Annotated in this window: 18 protein-coding genes and 2 pseudogenes; 16 read left to right on the top strand and 4 right to left on the bottom strand. The window is 68.2% G+C overall.

Annotated features, from left to right (window positions below):
• The first annotated feature begins 110 nt into the window (after window positions 1-110).
• Both GLP40_RS09065 and GLP40_RS09060 read left to right on the top strand, forming a co-directional pair.
• Window positions 111-458: a YidH family protein gene (locus tag GLP40_RS09065; RefSeq protein WP_154787435.1), complete on the top strand. Its 348-nt coding sequence runs from the start codon at window positions 111-113 to the stop codon at window positions 456-458.
• Window positions 455-793, top strand: coding sequence for a DUF202 domain-containing protein (locus GLP40_RS09060; protein WP_154787434.1), 339 nt, complete (start codon window positions 455-457; stop codon window positions 791-793). Before GLP40_RS09065 ends, GLP40_RS09060 begins: the two co-directional genes overlap by 4 nt.
• Here the strand turns inward: GLP40_RS09060 and GLP40_RS09055 are convergent.
• On the bottom strand, window positions 763-1230 hold the full coding sequence (locus GLP40_RS09055; RefSeq protein ID WP_196054597.1) for a GNAT family N-acetyltransferase: 468 nt from the start codon (window positions 1228-1230) through the stop codon (window positions 763-765). The two genes, GLP40_RS09060 and GLP40_RS09055, sit on opposite strands and share 31 nt — an antisense overlap.
• Window positions 1231-1536: 306 nt before the next feature.
• On the opposite strand from GLP40_RS09055, the gene rpsB reads away from it, so the two are divergent.
• The 6 genes and pseudogenes from rpsB (at window position 1537) to GLP40_RS09020 (ending at window position 6581) form a co-directional block, all read left to right on the top strand.
• Window positions 1537-2409, top strand: a complete 873-nt coding sequence (rpsB, locus tag GLP40_RS09050; RefSeq protein WP_154787432.1) for a 30S ribosomal protein S2 — start codon at window positions 1537-1539, stop codon at window positions 2407-2409.
• A 108-nt stretch (window positions 2410-2517) separates the two neighbouring features.
• A complete protein-coding gene (tsf, locus tag GLP40_RS09045; protein ID WP_154787431.1) occupies window positions 2518-3333 on the top strand; it encodes a translation elongation factor Ts in 816 nt (271 codons plus the stop codon).
• A gap of 242 nt (window positions 3334-3575) precedes the next feature.
• Window positions 3576-4060, top strand: a pseudogene (locus tag GLP40_RS35030) (MmyB family transcriptional regulator).
• Between the two features lie 157 nt (window positions 4061-4217).
• Entirely contained in the window at window positions 4218-4952 is a 735-nt protein-coding gene (gene pyrH, locus GLP40_RS09030; RefSeq protein WP_154787428.1) for a UMP kinase, read from the top strand.
• A 36-nt stretch (window positions 4953-4988) separates the two neighbouring features.
• A complete protein-coding gene (frr, locus tag GLP40_RS09025) occupies window positions 4989-5546 on the top strand; it encodes a ribosome recycling factor (RefSeq protein WP_328289906.1) in 558 nt (185 codons plus the stop codon).
• 150 nt (window positions 5547-5696) lie between these two features.
• Window positions 5697-6581: a phosphatidate cytidylyltransferase gene (locus GLP40_RS09020; RefSeq protein WP_154787729.1), complete on the top strand. Its 885-nt coding sequence runs from the start codon at window positions 5697-5699 to the stop codon at window positions 6579-6581.
• A gap of 22 nt (window positions 6582-6603) precedes the next feature.
• Here the strand turns inward: GLP40_RS09020 and GLP40_RS09015 are convergent, their stop codons facing one another.
• Window positions 6604-6996, bottom strand: coding sequence for a LapA family protein (locus GLP40_RS09015; protein WP_154787427.1), 393 nt, complete (start codon window positions 6994-6996; stop codon window positions 6604-6606).
• A 76-nt stretch (window positions 6997-7072) separates the two neighbouring features.
• Here GLP40_RS09015 and rlmN point away from each other — a divergent pair, with 76 nt between their 5' ends.
• Entirely contained in the window at window positions 7073-8182 is a 1110-nt protein-coding gene (rlmN, locus tag GLP40_RS09010) for a 23S rRNA (adenine(2503)-C(2))-methyltransferase RlmN (RefSeq protein ID WP_154787426.1), read from the top strand.
• Window positions 8183-8338: 156 nt separating this feature from the next.
• Here the strand turns inward: rlmN and GLP40_RS34755 are convergent, their stop codons facing one another.
• Window positions 8339-8644: a Rossmann-fold NAD(P)-binding domain-containing protein gene (locus tag GLP40_RS34755; protein ID WP_328290001.1), complete on the bottom strand. Its 306-nt coding sequence runs from the start codon at window positions 8642-8644 to the stop codon at window positions 8339-8341.
• Between the two features lie 13 nt (window positions 8645-8657).
• Here GLP40_RS34755 and GLP40_RS34750 point away from each other — a divergent pair.
• From GLP40_RS34750 to GLP40_RS08995, 4 genes and pseudogenes are all read left to right on the top strand, one after another.
• Window positions 8658-8738: pseudogene (locus tag GLP40_RS34750) on the top strand (hypothetical protein); the annotation flags it as partial.
• 116 nt (window positions 8739-8854) lie between these two features.
• On the top strand, window positions 8855-9070 hold the full coding sequence (locus tag GLP40_RS33685; protein WP_230329476.1) for a type 2 periplasmic-binding domain-containing protein: 216 nt from the start codon (window positions 8855-8857) through the stop codon (window positions 9068-9070).
• A gap of 119 nt (window positions 9071-9189) precedes the next feature.
• Window positions 9190-10512: a hypothetical protein gene (locus GLP40_RS09000; protein ID WP_154787425.1), complete on the top strand. Its 1323-nt coding sequence runs from the start codon at window positions 9190-9192 to the stop codon at window positions 10510-10512.
• Window positions 10513-10526: 14 nt separating this feature from the next.
• Entirely contained in the window at window positions 10527-11189 is a 663-nt protein-coding gene (locus GLP40_RS08995) for a DedA family protein (protein ID WP_154787424.1), read from the top strand.
• 27 nt (window positions 11190-11216) lie between these two features.
• On the opposite strand, the gene GLP40_RS08990 is transcribed toward GLP40_RS08995, so the two are convergent.
• The gene (locus tag GLP40_RS08990) at window positions 11217-13388 is read right to left on the bottom strand and encodes an MMPL family transporter (RefSeq protein ID WP_154787423.1); all 2172 of its coding nucleotides are present in this window, start codon (window positions 13386-13388) and stop codon (window positions 11217-11219) included.
• 100 nt (window positions 13389-13488) lie between these two features.
• Here GLP40_RS08990 and GLP40_RS08985 point away from each other — a divergent pair, with 100 nt between their 5' ends.
• The 3 genes from GLP40_RS08985 to GLP40_RS08975 all read left to right on the top strand — a co-directional run bounded on the left by GLP40_RS08985 (window position 13489) and on the right by GLP40_RS08975 (window position 17021).
• On the top strand, window positions 13489-14184 hold the full coding sequence (locus tag GLP40_RS08985) for a TetR/AcrR family transcriptional regulator (protein ID WP_328289905.1): 696 nt from the start codon (window positions 13489-13491) through the stop codon (window positions 14182-14184).
• A 101-nt stretch (window positions 14185-14285) separates the two neighbouring features.
• Entirely contained in the window at window positions 14286-15971 is a 1686-nt protein-coding gene (locus GLP40_RS08980; RefSeq protein WP_154787422.1) for a metallophosphoesterase, read from the top strand.
• Window positions 15972-16034: 63 nt separating this feature from the next.
• Window positions 16035-17021 carry a cytochrome c oxidase assembly protein gene (locus GLP40_RS08975; RefSeq protein ID WP_328289904.1) on the top strand — a complete coding sequence of 329 codons (987 nt, stop codon included), beginning with the start codon at window positions 16035-16037 and terminating at the stop codon, window positions 17019-17021.
• The last annotated feature ends 123 nt before the right edge of the window (window positions 17022-17144 follow it).

The following is a 17144-nucleotide window of genomic DNA, read 5'->3' as shown; positions in this document are numbered from 1 at the left end:
GCGTGTGCTCCCGAAGGCGGCTGCGGGATACCGTGTCCGGCGAGTGTGGATGACACGCCCGGTTGTGAACAGCGCCAATGCCACTTGAACGCCCCTGGAGGACACCCGTGATGAGCTCCTCGGAAAACGAAGCGCCGGCGATCGATTACCGGTTCACGCTGGCCAATGAGCGCACCTTTCTGGCGTGGATGCGTACCGCGCTGGGGCTGCTGGCGGGTGGTGTGGCCGTGCACGAGCTGGTTCGACCCTTCCGGCATCACGGGCTGCGCAGTGCGGTCGCCGTGAGTTGCATCGTGCTGGCGGCCGTCATCGCCGTCGGCGCGTATGGCCGCTGGCGGCATGTGCAGTCCGCGATGGAACACGGCGACAAACTCCCGCACACGGTCATGGTGCCGATTCTCGCCTTCGGCATCGCCATCATCGCGGTGCTGGCCAGCTTCGGTCTGCTGATCTCGTGATCAGCCCGGAAACCGGACTGGCGGCCGAGCGCACCGCACTGGCCTGGCGCCGCACCGCGATCGGCTGCATGGCCAATCTGTTGCTCTTCATCCGCGTCGCATTTACCAGCGAATACTGGCCGGTCACCGTGCTCGCCTTCGTCGCCATGGTGGCGCTGGCCGTCGTCACCGTCATCGCGGTCCAGCGCAGCGCCGTCCTGCATTCGCATCGAAAGGGCGACTGGAGCAATGGAAAACGTTCCATCACCGCCTTCGCCGTCGCGATCTCCGCGGTGGTGGCGACCGCCCTGGTGATCGCGGTCGCCTATTCGATTTCTTCGATTTCCGTGACCTGATCCGGGTTCGTGAGCGAGTAGTGGATCATCGGCCCGAGTGCGCCGGGCACGGTCTCGAACGGCCGCATCCCCAACCGCTCGACCACCGCGATCGACGCCGTATTGCCCTCGTCGATCTCGGCGAGCACGCGGTCCAGCCCGAGCACCTCGAAGGCGGAGGTCACCACCGCCTCGCGCGCCAGTCCGCGACCCCGGTGGTGCGGATCGACGCTGTAGACGGCCTCCAATTCCGGTCCGTCGCCGAGTCGCCGGAGCCCGGCCGTGCCGAGGAGAAGTCCGTCCGCGCCGGTCTCGCGCAACCCCCAGAATCCGAAATTCGCGGCGGCGAAATCCTTTTCGGATTTGGTGATGATCTCTGTCACCTGTTCGGCGGACAACGTCGTCGAACAGAAACTCGCGAACTCTCGGTTTCCGCCGCAGTCTCGACGACCCGTCATGGTCACTCGCGCCCAGTGCTGAAAGTGTCCGTCGCGCGGTCCGCGGCATTCCCTCGCGGTAGGCCCCTCACCTGCGGTTCCGTACCCGGTTATCGGTGGTCCCATGGCCCGATTTCGATCTGACGGAACCGCTGCGTAAACTGGCCTAGCGGTTTGCGTTAACGCGAGCCGACTTCGCGCGTCCACAGTGAGTGTCGCCGGCTGGTCCCCCCTGATTCGTTCTCGGAGGGTTCCGGTGGCCGTGGGCGCCAGGGCAGGGATCGCCGATTCCTGTGTCAACCAGCAACGAGAGGAAGTTACGGAGCCATGGCTGTCGTAACAATGAAGCAGCTGCTCGACAGCGGCGCGCACTTCGGTCACCAGACCCGTCGGTGGAACCCGAAGATGAAGCGATTCATCTTCACCGACCGCAACGGCATCTACATCATCGATCTGCAGCAGACGCTGACCTACATCGACAAGGCCTACGAGTTCGTCAAGGAGACCGTTGCCCACGGCGGCACCGTCCTCTTCGTCGGCACCAAGAAGCAGGCCCAGGAGTCGATCGCCGCTGAGGCGACTCGCGTCGGCATGCCCTATGTGAACCAGCGCTGGCTGGGCGGCATGCTCACCAACTTCTCGACCGTCCACAAGCGGCTGCAGCGCCTCAAGGAGCTGGAGTCGATGGAGCAGACCGGCGGTTTCGAGGGTCGCACCAAGAAGGAAATCCTCATGCTGACGCGTGAGAAGAACAAGCTGGAGCGCACCCTCGGCGGCATCCGGGACATGGCCAAGGTTCCCTCGGCCATCTGGGTTGTCGACACCAACAAGGAGCACATCGCCGTCGGTGAGGCTCGCAAGCTGAACATCCCGGTCATCGCGATCCTGGACACCAACTGCGATCCGGACCTGGTCGACTACCCGATCCCGGGCAACGACGACGCGATCCGTTCGGCCGCGCTGCTGACCAAGGTCGTCGCCTCCGCCGTCGCCGAGGGTGTGCAGGCTCGTGCCTCGCGTGCCGGTGGCGAGTCGAAGCCGGAGGCCGGCGCGGGCGAGCCCCTCGCCGAGTGGGAGCAGGAACTGCTGGCTCAGGCCGCCCCCGCCGCCGACGCGCCGGCCGCCGAGGCCACCGTGGAGACCGCGGCCGAGGCCGAGCTGAAGGAAGAGCCGGCCACCAAGACCCCGGCCGACTTCTGATTTCCAGCCGCGAGGCATCTGTTCACCTTGCCGACCGTTCTCGTTCGATGACGGTCGGCAAGGTGTGACCCCCACAGACTTTCACTCACAAAGGGAGGCTCGCCCGAGATGGCGAACTACACCGCCGCCGATGTGAAGCGGCTCCGCGAGCTCACCGGCTCCGGCATGATGGACTGCAAGAAGGCGCTCGAGGAGAACAACGGCGACTTCGACAAGGCCGTCGAGTTCCTGCGTATCAAGGGTGCCAAGGATGTCGGCAAGCGCGCTGAGCGCGCCACCGCCGAGGGCCTGGTCGCCGCGCAGGACGGCATCCTGGTCGAGATCAACTCCGAGACCGACTTCGTGGCCAAGAACCAGGAGTTCCAGGACGTCGCGAGCGCCATCGTCGCCGCCGCCGCCAAGGCCCGCCCGGCCGACCTGGACGCCCTGAAGGCCGTCGAGGTCGACGGCAAGACCGCCGATCAGGTGCTGCAGGAACTGGCCGCCAAGATCGGCGAGAAGCTCGAGCTGCGCCGCGTGGCCGTGTTCGACGGCACCACCACCGTCTACCTGCACAAGCGTGCGACCGACCTGCCGCCGGCCGTCGGCGTGCTGGTCGAGTACGAGGGCGGCGACGCCGACGCCGCTCGCGCCGCCGGTATGCAGGTCGCGGCCCTCAAGGCCAAGTACCTCACCCGCGAGGACGTCCCGGCCGAGCTCGTCGCCAAGGAGCGCGAGATCGCCGAGGCCACCGCCAAGGAGGAGGGCAAGCCGGAGGCCGCCCTGCCGAAGATCGTCGAGGGTCGCGTGAACGGCTTCTACAAGGACGTCGTTCTGCTGGAGCAGCCGTCGGTCACCGACTCCAAGAAGACCGTCAAGCAGCAGCTGGACGAGGCCGGTGTCACCATCACCCGCTTCGCTCGCTTCGAGGTCGGCCAGGCGTAATCGCCTGACATGTTCGAAAAGGCCCCTCGCCCATCGGATTCCGATGCGCGAGGGGCCTTCGTGGCTGGAGCAGGGGCGGGAGTTGGCGGCCGGGCCGGCAGGTCATCGACGCCCTGGCCCGCACCCTTCGGCTGGACCCCGATCAACTTCGTCACCTGCGGTTTCTGGCCGGTCTCGCGGAGCCGGAGGACGCCGAGCCCGAGGTCGACCGGTCTCGGCTGCAGCACCTGGTGGACGCCGTCATGCTCAGTCCGGCCAGCGCGTACGGCGCCGGATTCGACTATCTGGTCTGGAATCGGGCCTATGTGCTGGTCCGCGACGATCCCCTCGCTCTGCCGCCGGAACGCCGCAATCTGCTCTGGATGATGTTCACCGAGAACGCGAATCGCGTGCGCATGGCCCATTGGAGCGTGCGGCGCGGGCGGTGGTCGGTCAAGTGCGCGATGCCGTGGGCTGTCGGCCCGACGATCCCCGACTGGCCGCGCTGGTGTCGGAATTGTCCGTTGTGAGCCCGGAATTCCGCAGCTGGTGGTCGGAGTATCCGGTGCGCCGATTCCGGCCCGCCACCATTACCGTGCGCCATCCGAGGGCCGGACCGATCGAACTCGAAGTATTCCAATTGCGTCCGGTCGAGTACCCGAACCTGCTGATGGCGGTGCAGGCTCCCGCCACGCCGGTCGCCGCCGGGCGAATCGCCGCGGTCCTGGCGGCTGAACAAATCGGGTAAATGTCGCGAATCGGCAGGCTGAATCGAGGGTCGGGTCACGCTCGTCACCGGTCGTGAGGCAGGATAGATGAAGCTTTATTGCCGTCCCGTGCAATTCATCGGCCGGGATGGTCTTTTCATGTGCCTGCGCACGCTCGACCGCGAGACAAGGAGACCGATGACGGACCCGGATACCGCCCCCGATCGCGAGGGCTACCGCCGAGTGCTCCTCAAGCTGGGTGGCGAGATGTTCGGCGGTGGCCGCGTGGGTCTCGATCCCGATGTGGTGCAGATGGTCGCGGAGCAGATCGCCGAGGTCGTCGAGAACGGTGTCCAGGTGGCGGTCGTGATCGGCGGCGGCAACTTCTTCCGTGGCGCCGAGCTCGAGGAGCGCGGTATGGAGCGGGCCCGCTCGGACTACATGGGCATGCTCGGCACCGTCATGAATTCCCTTGCGCTGCAGGACTTCCTGCAGAAGCAGGGCATCGACACCCGGGTGCAGACCGCCATCACCATGGGGCAGGTCGCCGAACCGTATCTGCCGCTGCGCGCCAAGCGGCACCTGGAGAAGGGCCGCGTCGTGATCTTCGGCGCGGGCATGGGCATGCCGTACTTCTCGACCGACACCACGGCCGCACAGCGCGCCCTGGAGATCGGCGCCGAGGTGGTGCTCATGGCCAAGGCTGTGGACGGCGTCTATACCGCGGATCCGCGGGAGGACCCCAACGCCACCATGTTCACCGAGATCACCCACAAGGAAGCGCTGGAGCGCGGCCTGAAGGTCGCCGATGCCACCGCCTTCAGCCTGTGTATGGACAACCAGATGCCCATGCTGGTGTTCAATCTGTTGACCAAGGGAAATATCGCCCGCGCGGTCGCCGGTGAGAAGATCGGCACGCTGGTCCGGTCATGACCGAGACAAGAACGATGACGCAGTGGAGGAATCGCCGTGATTGAAGAAGCGCTCTTCGACGCCGAGGAAAAGATGGAGAAGGCCGTCTCGGTAGTCAAGGACGACCTCGGCTCCATTCGGACCGGGCGCGCGAATCCGAGCATGTTCTCGCGGGTGGTCGTCGACTACTACGGTTCGCCGACGCCGATCACGCAGATGGCCTCCATCACCGTGCCCGAGCCGCGCATGCTGGTCATCAAGCCGTACGAGCAGGCCCAGCTGCAGCCGATCGAGACCGCCATCCGCAACTCGGACCTCGGCGTGAATCCGACCAACAATGGTGACATCATTCGAGTCACCGTCCCGCAGCTCACCGAGGAGCGTCGTCGGGAAATGGTGAAGCAGGCCAAGTCCAAGGGCGAAGACGCCAAGATCGCCATCCGCAATGTGCGTCGCAAGGCCATGGACGAACTGGGCCGCATCCAGAAGGACGGTGAGGCCGGCGAGGACGAGGTCGGCCGTGCCGAGAAGGAACTCGACAAGACCACGCAGAAGTACGTCGCGCACGTCGACGAACTGGTGAAGCACAAGGAAACTGAGCTGCTCGAGGTCTAGGACGGCCGACGCCGGCCGGGGGTAGGGACGAACGGACGAGAAGTGAGCGACGGGACAATCGTGGCCGAGAAGAACGCCGCCACCGGCGAGGTGCCGGAGGAAGCCACCGCACCGGCCGGCGGTGAGGGCGCGGATTCGGCGGCATCGGACATGGCCAGCGGGGCCCTACCTGGCGCGGACGATGGAGCCGCGCCGGACGGGCAGCCGAAAGCGCCCGCGTCGAAGGCGGGCCGCAATCTGCCGGCGGCGCTGGCGGTCGGATTCGGGCTGGGGTTGTCCCTCATCGCGATTCTGCTGTGGGCGCCCAAGGTACTCGTCGGCGTGATCGCGGTGGCGGTCGCGGTGGCCACCTGGGAGGTGGCCAAGCGCTTGCGCGAGGCCGATGTGCTGGTGCCGCGGATTCCGCTGCTGGTCGGCGGGCAGGCGGTGGTGTGGCTGGCCTGGCCGTCGGGGCCGCAGGGGGTGCTGGGCGCGTTCGGCGCGACCGTGCTGACCATCATGGTGTGGCGGTTGTTCGACCACGGCCTGCGAGCGACGCCGCGAAACTACTTGCGTGACACCGCGATCGCGGTCTTCGTACTGGCCTGGATTCCGCTGCTGGCGTCGTTCGCGGTGCTCATGCTGCAGGAGGACAAAGGCAACCTGCGTGTGCTGTCCTTCATGATCCTGGTGGTCTGCTCCGACGTGGGCGGGTATGTGGCCGGGGTGCTGTTCGGCAAGCATCCGATGGTGCCGCACATCAGCCCGAAGAAGTCCTGGGAGGGCTTCGGCGGATCATTGGTGTTCTGTGTGATCGGCGGCCTGCTCACGGTGACCCTGCTGCTACAGGCGAATTCCATGATCGGCGTGCTGCTGGGCGTGGGCCTGGTGCTGGTGGCGACCAGCGGCGACCTGATCGAATCGCAGGTCAAGCGGGAGCTGGGTATCAAGGACATGGGCACGCTGCTGCCCGGCCACGGCGGAATCATGGACCGGCTCGACTCCATGCTGCCCTCGGCCTTCGTGGCCTGGTTGGTGCTGACCGCGCTGCTCTGAGGCTGCCGGGCTTGCCAGTGGCCTACTGGGTCTTCTTGGCGGCCCGGCGCAATTGCACGATGCGGGTGCTGCCGACGAGGGCGGTGAACAGGGCGCCCGCGATCACCGACAGCAGCACCAGGATGCCCTTGGGCAGATTCCATTCCCAGGCCAAGACATTCATGCTGACCTGCTCGAGGTTCTGCAGGATGAAGACCAGGACCAGAATGCCGAGAACTGCGGCAATGACCAGGCCGACCCACGCATAGCCGGCTCGGGTCTTGGGGACGCCCTCTCCCGGCTGCTTCGGAGCGCCGTGACTCGGGGGCTGGCTGCTCGGGGGCCGGTTGGTGAGGCTCGGGGGCGGATTTCTGGGGGGTGGATTGTTCTGGCCCGGGGTCGGTTCGGCCCCGGAGCCTGATCCGGCGGTTGTCATAGCCAGATCGTATGTGACGGGCGCATCGCACCCCGCGGCCCCGAACGCGCGTTTCGGATGGAACACTGGAAGGGTTATGACTACCCCCTTGCCCCTCGTTTTCGACGCCCCTCGTCGCGGTATGCCCCCGCGCCATCTCGCCGACCTCGATTCGCGGGAGCGCAAGGCGGTGGTCGAGGAGCTCGGCCTTCCCAAGTTCCGCGCCGATCAGATCGCCCGCCAGTATTACGGCCGCCTGGTCGCCGACCCGGGCAAAATGACCGACTTGCCGGAGGCCATGCGTGGCAAGGTCGCCGAGGCGCTGTTCCCGCCGCTGCTCACCGAGGTCCGTCACGTCGTCTGCGACGACGGCACCACCCGCAAGACGCTCTGGCGCGCCGGCGACGGCACCCTGCTCGAGAGCGTGCTCATGCGCTACGCCGACCGCAACACCCTGTGCATCTCCAGCCAGGCGGGCTGCGGCATGGCCTGCCCGTTCTGCGCCACCGGCCAGGGCGGTCTCAACCGCAACCTGTCCACCGCCGAGATCGTCGACCAGGTCCGCGCGGCCGCGGCCGCCCTGCGCGACGGTGAGGTGGCGGGCGGCCCCGGTCGTCTCTCCAATATCGTGTTCATGGGCATGGGCGAGCCGCTGGCGAACATGAAGCGGGTTTTGGCTGCGGTGCAACGGATTACGTCGCCTTCACCGGACGGGTTCGGGATTTCGCAGCGGAATGTGGTGGTGTCGACCGTGGGTTTGGCGCCGGCGATTCGCAAGCTCGCCGACACGGGCTTGTCGGTGACTTTGGCTGTGTCGCTGCATACTCCGGATGACGAGCTGCGGGATACATTGGTGCCGGTGAACAATCGTTGGCCGGTGGCCGAGGTTCTCGATGCCGCACGGTATTACGCGGACAAGACCGGTCGGCGGGTGTCGGTGGAGTATGCGTTGATCCGCGATATCAACGATCAGCCGTGGCGAGCGGACCTGCTCGGTAAGAAGCTGCATCAGGCGTTGGGTTCGCGGGTGCACGTGAATCTGATCCCGTTGAATCCGACGCCGGGTAGCGAGTGGGACGCGAGTCCGAAACCTGTTGAGCGGGAGTTCGTTCGGCGGGTGCAGGCGCAGGGTGTGCCGTGCACGGTACGAGACACCCGAGGTCAGGAGATTGCCGCGGCCTGTGGCCAACTCGCGGCGGAGGCATAACGGCTCGTTCCGTCACTTGCTCGGGCGGGTTCGCCGGCGTGTGCTCGGGGATCGATCCCCGAATCCCGGTGTCGTGCGGGATTCGCGGCTGGGCCGCCAGCGGCGGCAGCCGGCACGGCGAATCGTGATCGGCGAAACCGGCTGAGCTAGGCCGGATTACGAGTGGCCGGCGTCGAGATCGGCGAGCAGACCCGGCAGCCTCGGCTGCCAGTTGAATCGCTCACCGGTCAGTGTGCTGGAGGCCGGGAGGTCGGATGCGGCGAAGTGGGCCAGCCATTCGAAGTGCCCCTCGGCCTCCTCCGGGGACAGGCTCAGCAGCGGCAGGTCCAGGTGCTTGCCGATGACCTCGGCGATGGCGCGGAAGGGGACGCCTTCGCCGCCGACCGCGTGCAGGCGCGACCCGGCGGGCGCGGACTCCCGCGCGGCCAGGAACAGCGCGGTCACCCGGTTGCCGTTTCCCACCGACCGGCTGCGCGTGACGGTTCTCTACGACGAGCCCCGGGCCGTGCTGGTCCCGCTCGATCACCGCTTGGCGGGCAAGGAGTCCGTGACCCTCGACGACATCGCCGACGAACCGCTGCCGCGGCTGTCGGATCCGGAGTGGAATGCCTTCTGGCGCATCGATCCTCGCCCGGATGGCCGTCCCGCGCCGGACGCCCCCTGGTGGCGGTCATGGAGGACAAGCTGGAGCTCATCGCGGCCGGGGAGGCGGTGGCCATCGTTCCGGGTGGTGAGATCGGCGTACGGCTGCGCCCCGACCTCACCGCCATCCCGCTCGCTGGCGTCGCGCCCAGCCATGTCGTGGTGGTCAGCCGCGCCGAGGACCGCAGCCGCCTGGTGGCCGCCTTCCGCAAATACGCACAGGTCATGCTCACCGGCCCGGAGTGAGCGAATCGCAGGCGGGGGAGCCGGGCCGCATATCTGCTCGATCGATAGCTCTTCGATTGCTAGTCTGGCGCCATGAGTGCTGGTCAACGGCGGGACGGGTCGCGGTTGCCCGGGCCCCGATGAGGGTCCCGCGGAGCCGGGAGGCCGCGGAGGCGGGCACTGCCTTCTTGGCGGCCCTCATAGCCGGGCTGTCGCTCATGGTGCCCATCGACTTCGCCTGGACCTCACGCAGTTCGGTGCTACGCCTGGACCTGCTCGTCTTCAGCCTGCCGCAGGCCATCGGCGCCGGCGCGCTGATCGCGGTGGCGACCGCGGTGCTGTCCAGCGCGTTGGGCGGGCAGAGCCTGCGGTGGGGCGTGGCGCTGGGCGGGGCAGTGCTGCTGTTCGTCAACCACCTGCTGGGGCGGCACGCCGTGCTCGGCACTTCGCTCGCGACCCTGAACTTCCTGGATTCCATTGCCGGCGGGCTCATTCTCGGCGGTTCGGGGGCGGGGGCGCTGTCGCGCAGCCGTGTCGAATCCCGGTATTCGTGGGCCACCCCGGCATGGCTGCTGGGCGCGATCTGCGGCGTGGTCGCCGAGGAAACTCTTCCGGAAGCGCACCCCAAGGTGGTCGAACAGCACTTCCCGCAGAACTGGCCCGGCCTCGACACGCCGCCGCTCTGGCTCATCGCGCTGGCGCTGCTCGTCATCGGGCTCCGGTTCCTGCGGGAGCCCGGCGCCCAACCGGCGGAACCGCATTCGATTCAGCTGCCCATCCTCCCGATCATCGCGGGTGCGCTCATGATCGGGGTGAGCCTGCTCGGCTCGCGGGTGCTGGCCCGCCACGGCGACAATCTGCCGGCCATCGCGGTGACGATCGCCGCCACGGCGATAGCCGCCATCCTGGTCGCTCTCATGCTGCCCGGCCGCGACGGCGCCCAGGTGCTGCTGGCGGTCGCGCTCGCGGGGGCGGGCAGCGCGATCCTCGCGACGAGCATTCCGGGATGGTCGATTCCGGGGTTCATGGTGCTGATCGCCCTCGGGTTGCTGGCGGGCATTCGCTGGCCCGGTGTGCGGACCGCCGCGGTCGGCGTCATCGGGCTGTCCGTCTACACGGTGCTCGCGGTGGCCCCCGGGCACCCCGGTGTCCTCATCGGCCTCGGGCAGGTGCTGCTCGCACTGCTGGCCGGATACTGCTTCGGCGCGGTCGCCCCGCGCCACGGCTCCACCCGGGTCCTCGGCATCGCCCTCATCTACGTGCCCTCACCGGTGCTCGCGGTGCGCGGCTACACCCGGCGCGGCCACTGCCCGCAGAGCGAGCTCGGAAAGTCCTGCACCATCTCCGATTTCACGTCCTTCATCCCCGGCTGGACCGCGACCGCCCTCGCGGTGGGCTGTGCTTTGGGCCTGTGGGGGTTGCTGCGACGGCGACCGGAACACGATCCCGTGCGAGCGCCGTGAGTACCGTGGCGAACATGAACTCGCTGCTGCACCGGATATTGGATATCGCCCCGGTCTGGGTGTACCTGGTCGTCACCGTGCTGGTGTTCGCCGAGGACGCGATCTTCGTCGGCTTCGTCATCCCCGGTGAGACAGCGGCGGTGCTCGGCGGCGTGGCCGCCAGCCAGGGACACGTCCTGCTGTGGTTGATGATCCTGCTGGTGGTGGCCGCCGCCATCGTCGGTGACAGCGTGGGTTACGAGGTCGGCAAGCACGTGGGCCCGCGTCTGCTGCAGACCTCGATGCTGGATCGGCATCGCGGCCGTCTCGACGGCGCCCAGGACTACCTGGCTCGTCGGGGCGGCTGGGCGGTGTTCCTGGGCCGGTTCACCGCCTTCTTCCGGGCCATGATGCCGGCGCTGGCCGGCACCTCCCGCATGCCCTACGGGCGCTTCCTGATTTTCAACGCGGCCGGTGGAATCGTCTGGGGCACAACGTTCGTGGTGCTGGGCTTCGTGGCCGGGCAGTCCTACGAGGCGGCGGCCAAGACCGTCGGCCGAGACCTGGCCATCGGTGTCGCCGCCGTCGTGGTCCTCGCTCTGATCGTGTGGAAGTTGCGCGAAAGCCGCCGCGAACGCGCCTTCGAAGCCGAGTACGAGGCAACCCACGAGGGACTGATGACGCCCGAAACCGATTGAGTCCACTCGATTTCGGGCGTCCGCGGCTCAGACCGAAGCGTGCTCGCGCCGCGGCACCGGTGCGCTGTACTGCTGCGGCCCTTCGATATTCAGCTTCGGCAGCACCCGATCCAGACGGTGCGGCAGCAACCAGGCGCGCCGGCCGAGCAGCGCCAGCACCGCCGGGACCAGCGTCAGCCGCACCGCGAAGGCGTCCACCAGCACACCCACCGCCAGGGCGAACGCGATCGGCTTGACCAGGGCGTCATCGGTGAAGACGAAGGAGGCGAAGACGACCACCATGATGGTGGCCGCCGCCGTCACCACCCGGGCATTGTGGCGGGCGCCCTCCACGATCGATGCCGCGGCGTCACGGTGGCGCAGCCACTCTTCGCGAATTCCGGACACCAGGAACACCTGGTAGTCCATGGCCAGCCCGAACAACACGCCAACCAGGATGATCGGCAGCACGCTCACCACTGGCCCGACCCTCGAGACACCGAACAGGTCGGCGGCCCAACCCCATTGGAATACCGCCACCGTCGTGCCCAGTGCCGCCGCGACCGACAGCAGGAAGCTCAGCGCCGCCTTCACCGGCACCGCGATCGACCGGAACACCACGACCAGCAGCACCAGACTCAGACCGACCACGATGCCGAGGAACGGTAGCAGCGAGGCGGAAAGCCGTTGCGAGACATCGATGGTGACGGCGGTGTCGCCGGTGACGACCACCTCGGACCCTGGCGCGACACCAGGTGCCCGGTCGCGAATGGCGTGCACGAGATCGGCGGTCTGCTGTGATTCCGGCGCGCCGGCCGGAATCACCATGATCAGCGACTGGCCCGCCCGCTGCGTCGCCCGCGGCGGCGCGACATAGGCCACGTCGGGCAGCTTGCGCACCGAGTCGGCGACCATGGCGGCGGCCTGCGCGTCGCCGTTCGCCGCGTCCACGACCACCACCAGCGGGCCGTTGAGGCCGGGACCGAACTTCTCGGCAATGGTGTCGTATGCCTGCCGCTGACCCGTTGCCGTGGCCGCGGAACCGTTGTCGGGCAGGGCCATTCGCAGCGAGGCCGCGGGCAGTGCCAGCAGGATCAGCGCCCCGGCCACGGCCACGACGGTGGCGAGCGGGCGCGCGGTGACCAGTCGCGCCCAGCGCGCGCCCACGCTGTCGGATCCGGTGGCGGTGGTCCGCCGGTGAGCGCGCGTGCCCTCCCGCGGCTTCAGCCGGGTGCCGGCGAATCCGGTCAGCGCGGGCAGCAGTGTGAGCGCCACGGCCACCGCGACCAGCACCGCGCCCGAGGCGGCCAGGCCCATCACGGTCAGGAAGGGAATGCCGATCACGCTCAGCGCCGCCAGCGCGATGATCACCGTCGTGCCCGCGAAAACGACTGCGCTGCCCGCGGTTTCATTGGCCCGGCGCGCCGATTCCCGCGGCGTCAGCCCGGCCGCCAGCTGCGACCGGTGCCGGGACAGGATGAACAGCGCGTAGTCGATCCCGACCGCCAGGCCCAGCATGAGCGCGAGCGTCAGCGCGGTCGACGACACCGGTACCAGGGTGGATGACGCCGACAGCCCGCCCACGGTGACGGCGATACCGAAAACCGCCGACAGAAGCGGCATTCCGGCCGCCAGTAGAGAGCCGAAGGTGATCAGCAATACCAGCACCGCCACCGCTAGCCCGATGACCTCGGTGAGGCCCGGATGCATCTCCCCGGCCCCGTACGCGGATCCGCCGACCGACACATCCAGCCCGGCCGCGCGCGCCGAGTCGCCTGATCGCTCGACCGCCTCGCGCGCGGCCTTGCTCACCGTGGAGCGATCACCGTCGAAGTGCACGACCCCGACGGCGGTGCGCTGATCGGGAGAGACGGCTCCCGCCTGCTGCGGCGTCGTCACCCCGATCGCTCCCGGCACGGTCCCGGCCACCTCGAGGGTGTGCTGGATGGCCGCGCGATAGGTCGCTTCGGTGATGAGATGGCCTTCGGGCGCGGTGAAGACCAGTTGCGCGTTGGCTCCGGCCGCGTCGGGCGCGGTCTCGGACAGGGTGTCCAGGGCCCGCTGCGATTCGGCTCCCGGCACCGTGAAGCGGTCGTCGAGGCGGCCGCCCGCGAGCGCGGCGGCGCCGAGGACGGCGATCAGCAGGACGGCCCAGATCGAGACGACCAGGCCGCGGCGTCGGAAGGCGAAATCGCCGATCCGCCCCAGTAATGCGCTCAAGGGTGATTCCTCTCGGAGGCGAGCACGCGAATGTTGACATGCGTGAACTTTATGGGTGTTAACTTGCCACCGAATCTGTACAGGTGTCAACGTTGGTGTTGTGGCCATCACTGACGATGCGGCGCGACGACCAGCTCGCGAAGGTCCCTACCACCACGGCGACCTGCGTAATGCCCTCGTACGCGCCTCCGCGCAACTCGCCGAGATCGGCGGGCCCGCCGCCGTCACCGTCCGCGCCGCCGCCCGCGCGGTCGGCGTCACCGCCACCGCCGCCTACCGCCATTTCAAAGGCCACGAGGAACTGCTCGCCGCGGTCTGCGACCACGCCGCCGACGCCCTCTTCGACGCGCTCGACAGCTCGATGAAAAACGTTCCGGACCAAGCGGATCCGGCCGCCACCGCCATCGCCCGGCTGGCCACCGCCGGGCGCGCCTACATCGAATACGCCGACCGCGAGCGCGGCCTGTTCCGGACCGCCTTCTGCGCCAGCGATATCGACATGCACAAGGACGTGTACGAGGAGCCCATCTTCCAGCTCATCGGCGTCGGCATCGACGCCCTGGTCGCGGTGGGATTCATGGATGCGCGTCAGCGCCCTGGCGCGGAGTTCACCGCGTGGGCGGTCGTGCACGGGCTGGCCTCGCTCATCGTCGACGGCCCGCTCGCCGATGCCGAGGCCCCCGACCGCGAGGCGGCCGTCGATCACGCCATCGCCACCGTGCTGCGCGGTTTCGCCACCGGCCCGCACGCCGAGCCGTACCGCTCCACGGACCCGAATATCGCACTCCCCGGCTGATTCGCGCGAATTGTCCTGTGTTCACCGCCATGTCGCGAGCCCGTAAGCTTGCGGCGTTTTGATGACCTCGCACACGGACTCATGGTGACAAGGTTTTCTCGATGCTGAACCCCCTCGGCACGGTGCCCCGCACGGGCATTCCGGCACAGCTCGCCGCGCAGATGACAATGGACGAGCAGTACGAATGGCACCGTTCGTATCTGAAGCGGCATCGGGTGAGCCGGCGCAACTTCCTCCGGGGCAGCGCCGCCGCGGCCATAGCCGCCGGGCTCGGTTCCGCCTTCGGCGGCCGTGGCGTCGCCTACGCCGACGACGCCCCGCTGACCGTCGGCGGCCGCCGTGTCGGCTACGGCACCGATGCCGCGAGCCAGCTGCGCTTCTCCGCCCAACTGTCGCGGAATCCGAGCGCCACCAAGGTCTTTCTCGACCACGGCCCGACCCCCGCCCTGGGCGGCACCCTCGAAGCAGAGGTCCGCAACCTGGTCACCCATCTCCCGCGCACCGATGGGGGAGTGTTGTCGGCCGAACAGTTCTACGTGCACGCACCCGTCGACGGGCTGCCCGGGCGCCTGCCGCACTTCTACCGCTGGCGCACCGCCGACGGCTACACCACCGATGTGCTCTCGGCCAATACCGCCATGCCGAGCTCGCGCGCGGCGCTGCTGCCGTTCCGCTTCACCATGATGGGCGACCAGGGCGTCGACGACACCCCGACCCTGCCCACCGGCATGCCGTCCGGGGCCTACCGCAACAAGTACGGCGACGGCGACGCCCCCGGCTCCCGCAACGCCGAGAACATCCAGCGCCAGATCGTCGCCAGCAACCCGGAATTCCACATCCTGGCCGGCGACATCTGCTACGCCGACACCTCGCACGGCGGCGGCCCGGACTGGTTCGTGCCCAACGGCAAGGCCGACACCGACGACATCGACGCCTACAACCCGTTCGTGTGGGACACCTACCTGCAGGCCATCGAAAGCAGCGCGGGCCATGTGCCGTGGATGTTCGCCACCGGCAACCACGACATGGAAGCCGTCTACGGCAACCACGGTTATGGCGGCCTCATGGCCCGCATGGACTTCCCCGACAACGGGCCCGCGGGCTGCCCGTCGGTGTACTCCTTCACCTACGGCAATGTGGCGGTGCTGTCACTGGACGCCAACGAGGTGAGCTGGCAGGTCCGCGCCAACCTCGGCTATTCCGGTGGCGCGCAGAACAATTGGGTGGAATCCACCCTGGCCGCCTACCGGTCCGACCCGAACATCGACTTCATCGTCTGCTTCTTCCACGAGTGCGCCTACGCCACCGGCATCGGCGGAGCGAGTGACGGCGGCGTGCGCGGGGCCTGGGCCGACCTGTTCGACAGACACCAGGTCGATCTGGTGCTGCAGGGCCACAACCACAACTTCGAGCGCACCGACCCGATGCGTGGCGGGCGGCCCACCAAGGCCGCACCCGACAACTCGATCGTCTACCCCGACACCGACGGCACCGTCTATTACGTGGTCGGCGGTGGCGGCGCGGCGCACGGAACCTTCGCCGCCGGCGACACCTACCGCGGCAACGAGAAGCCTGACACCTTCGTGCCGGAGAGCACCCTGTGGGGCTCCGACGGCAAGGAGGGCAAGGAGGCCGCCGCGTGGTCGCGGGTGCGGTTCAGCCGCTACTCGTTCATTCGCGTGGATGTGCGGCCCGGCGTCTTCTCCAGCGAGATGGACGTGGTCGCGGTCGACGAGCACGGGCGCGAATTCGACAAGGTGACCTATCGCCGCTTGGTCTCCCGCTAGGGTCTGCCGCCTTTCCCGGTAGCCGTGCCGACCCCCGCGGCGGCGCGGCGCATACTTGGTGCCGTGGCACAGATCGAAACACCTCTGCAGCTGAGCAGCGTGGTCAGCTCATGGCGTTGGGACACCGCGACTGTGCTGGTGACCGCACTGCTGGGACTCGGGTACGCGGTCTGCTTCGCGAAGGCCCGGCGACGCGGTGAGCACCTCCCGGTGACCCGGGCCATCATCTTCGGCGCGGCCGGGTTGGGGGTGTGGTTGTACTCCGGCATCGGCATGGTGGGGGTCTACTCCGGCACGCTGTTCTGGGTGCGCGCGCTGCAGGTGCTTCTGCTGCTGTATGTCGTGCCTTTCGCGCTCGCGGCCGGAGCGCCGTTCACCGTGCTGCGCGCGGCGCTGGGCCCGGCCGGGCGGAAACGGCTGGACGCCATGCTCTCCGGCGGTGTCGCGCGGCTGCTCACCCATCCCGCCACCGCCTCGATGCTGATCCTGCTGCTGCCCTGGGCGCTGTTCCTGTCGCCCTGGTACGAGGCGGTGCTGCGGCACGGGGGCGTCGACGCGGTCACGCGAATCATCGTGGTGGCCATCGGGTTCCTGTACTTCTACTCGCGCCTGCAGATCGATCCCGTGCCCAAGCACTTCACGCAGGGCCTGTCGCTGCTCATCACCATCGCGGAGTCCCTCGCCGACGGCATTCTCGGCATCGTGCTGTGGCTGGGGCCGCTGATCGCCACCGGCTACTACGGTTCGCTCGGCCGCGCCTGGGGTCCGGACGCGCGCCTCGACCAGACCATCGGTGCGGGCATCCTCTGGCTGCTCGGCGATTTCCTAGGCCTGATCTATTCGCTGGTCGTCATGCGCGCCTTCGCCGAGGACGAGAAGCGCCGGGCCAGTGAGATGGATGCCGAACTCGATGCGGTCGAGGAGGCTCGGGCGAAGCGGAAAACGGTCGCGCGCACCGGGGCCCAGGTGGTGGAGGCGGACGAAGAGCCGGTGTCCACCGGCCTGTGGTGGGAGAACGACCCGCAGTTGCGCCACCGCTTCCGCCGCTGACCGCGCCACAGGTGAGCCGTCTCACCAATCTCGGTGGTCGGTGATCTCTGCTATCGATGCGCCTTCTTGGCTACCTATCAGCTTCCAATTGCTGGACACTCGACCAGGGCGCGTGAAGCGTCC

This window comes from Nocardia aurantiaca, from assembly GCF_009708175.1.
Lineage (GTDB): Bacteria > Actinomycetota > Actinomycetes > Mycobacteriales > Mycobacteriaceae > Nocardia > Nocardia aurantiaca.
This window is presented reverse-complemented; position numbering and strand designations above follow the sequence as displayed.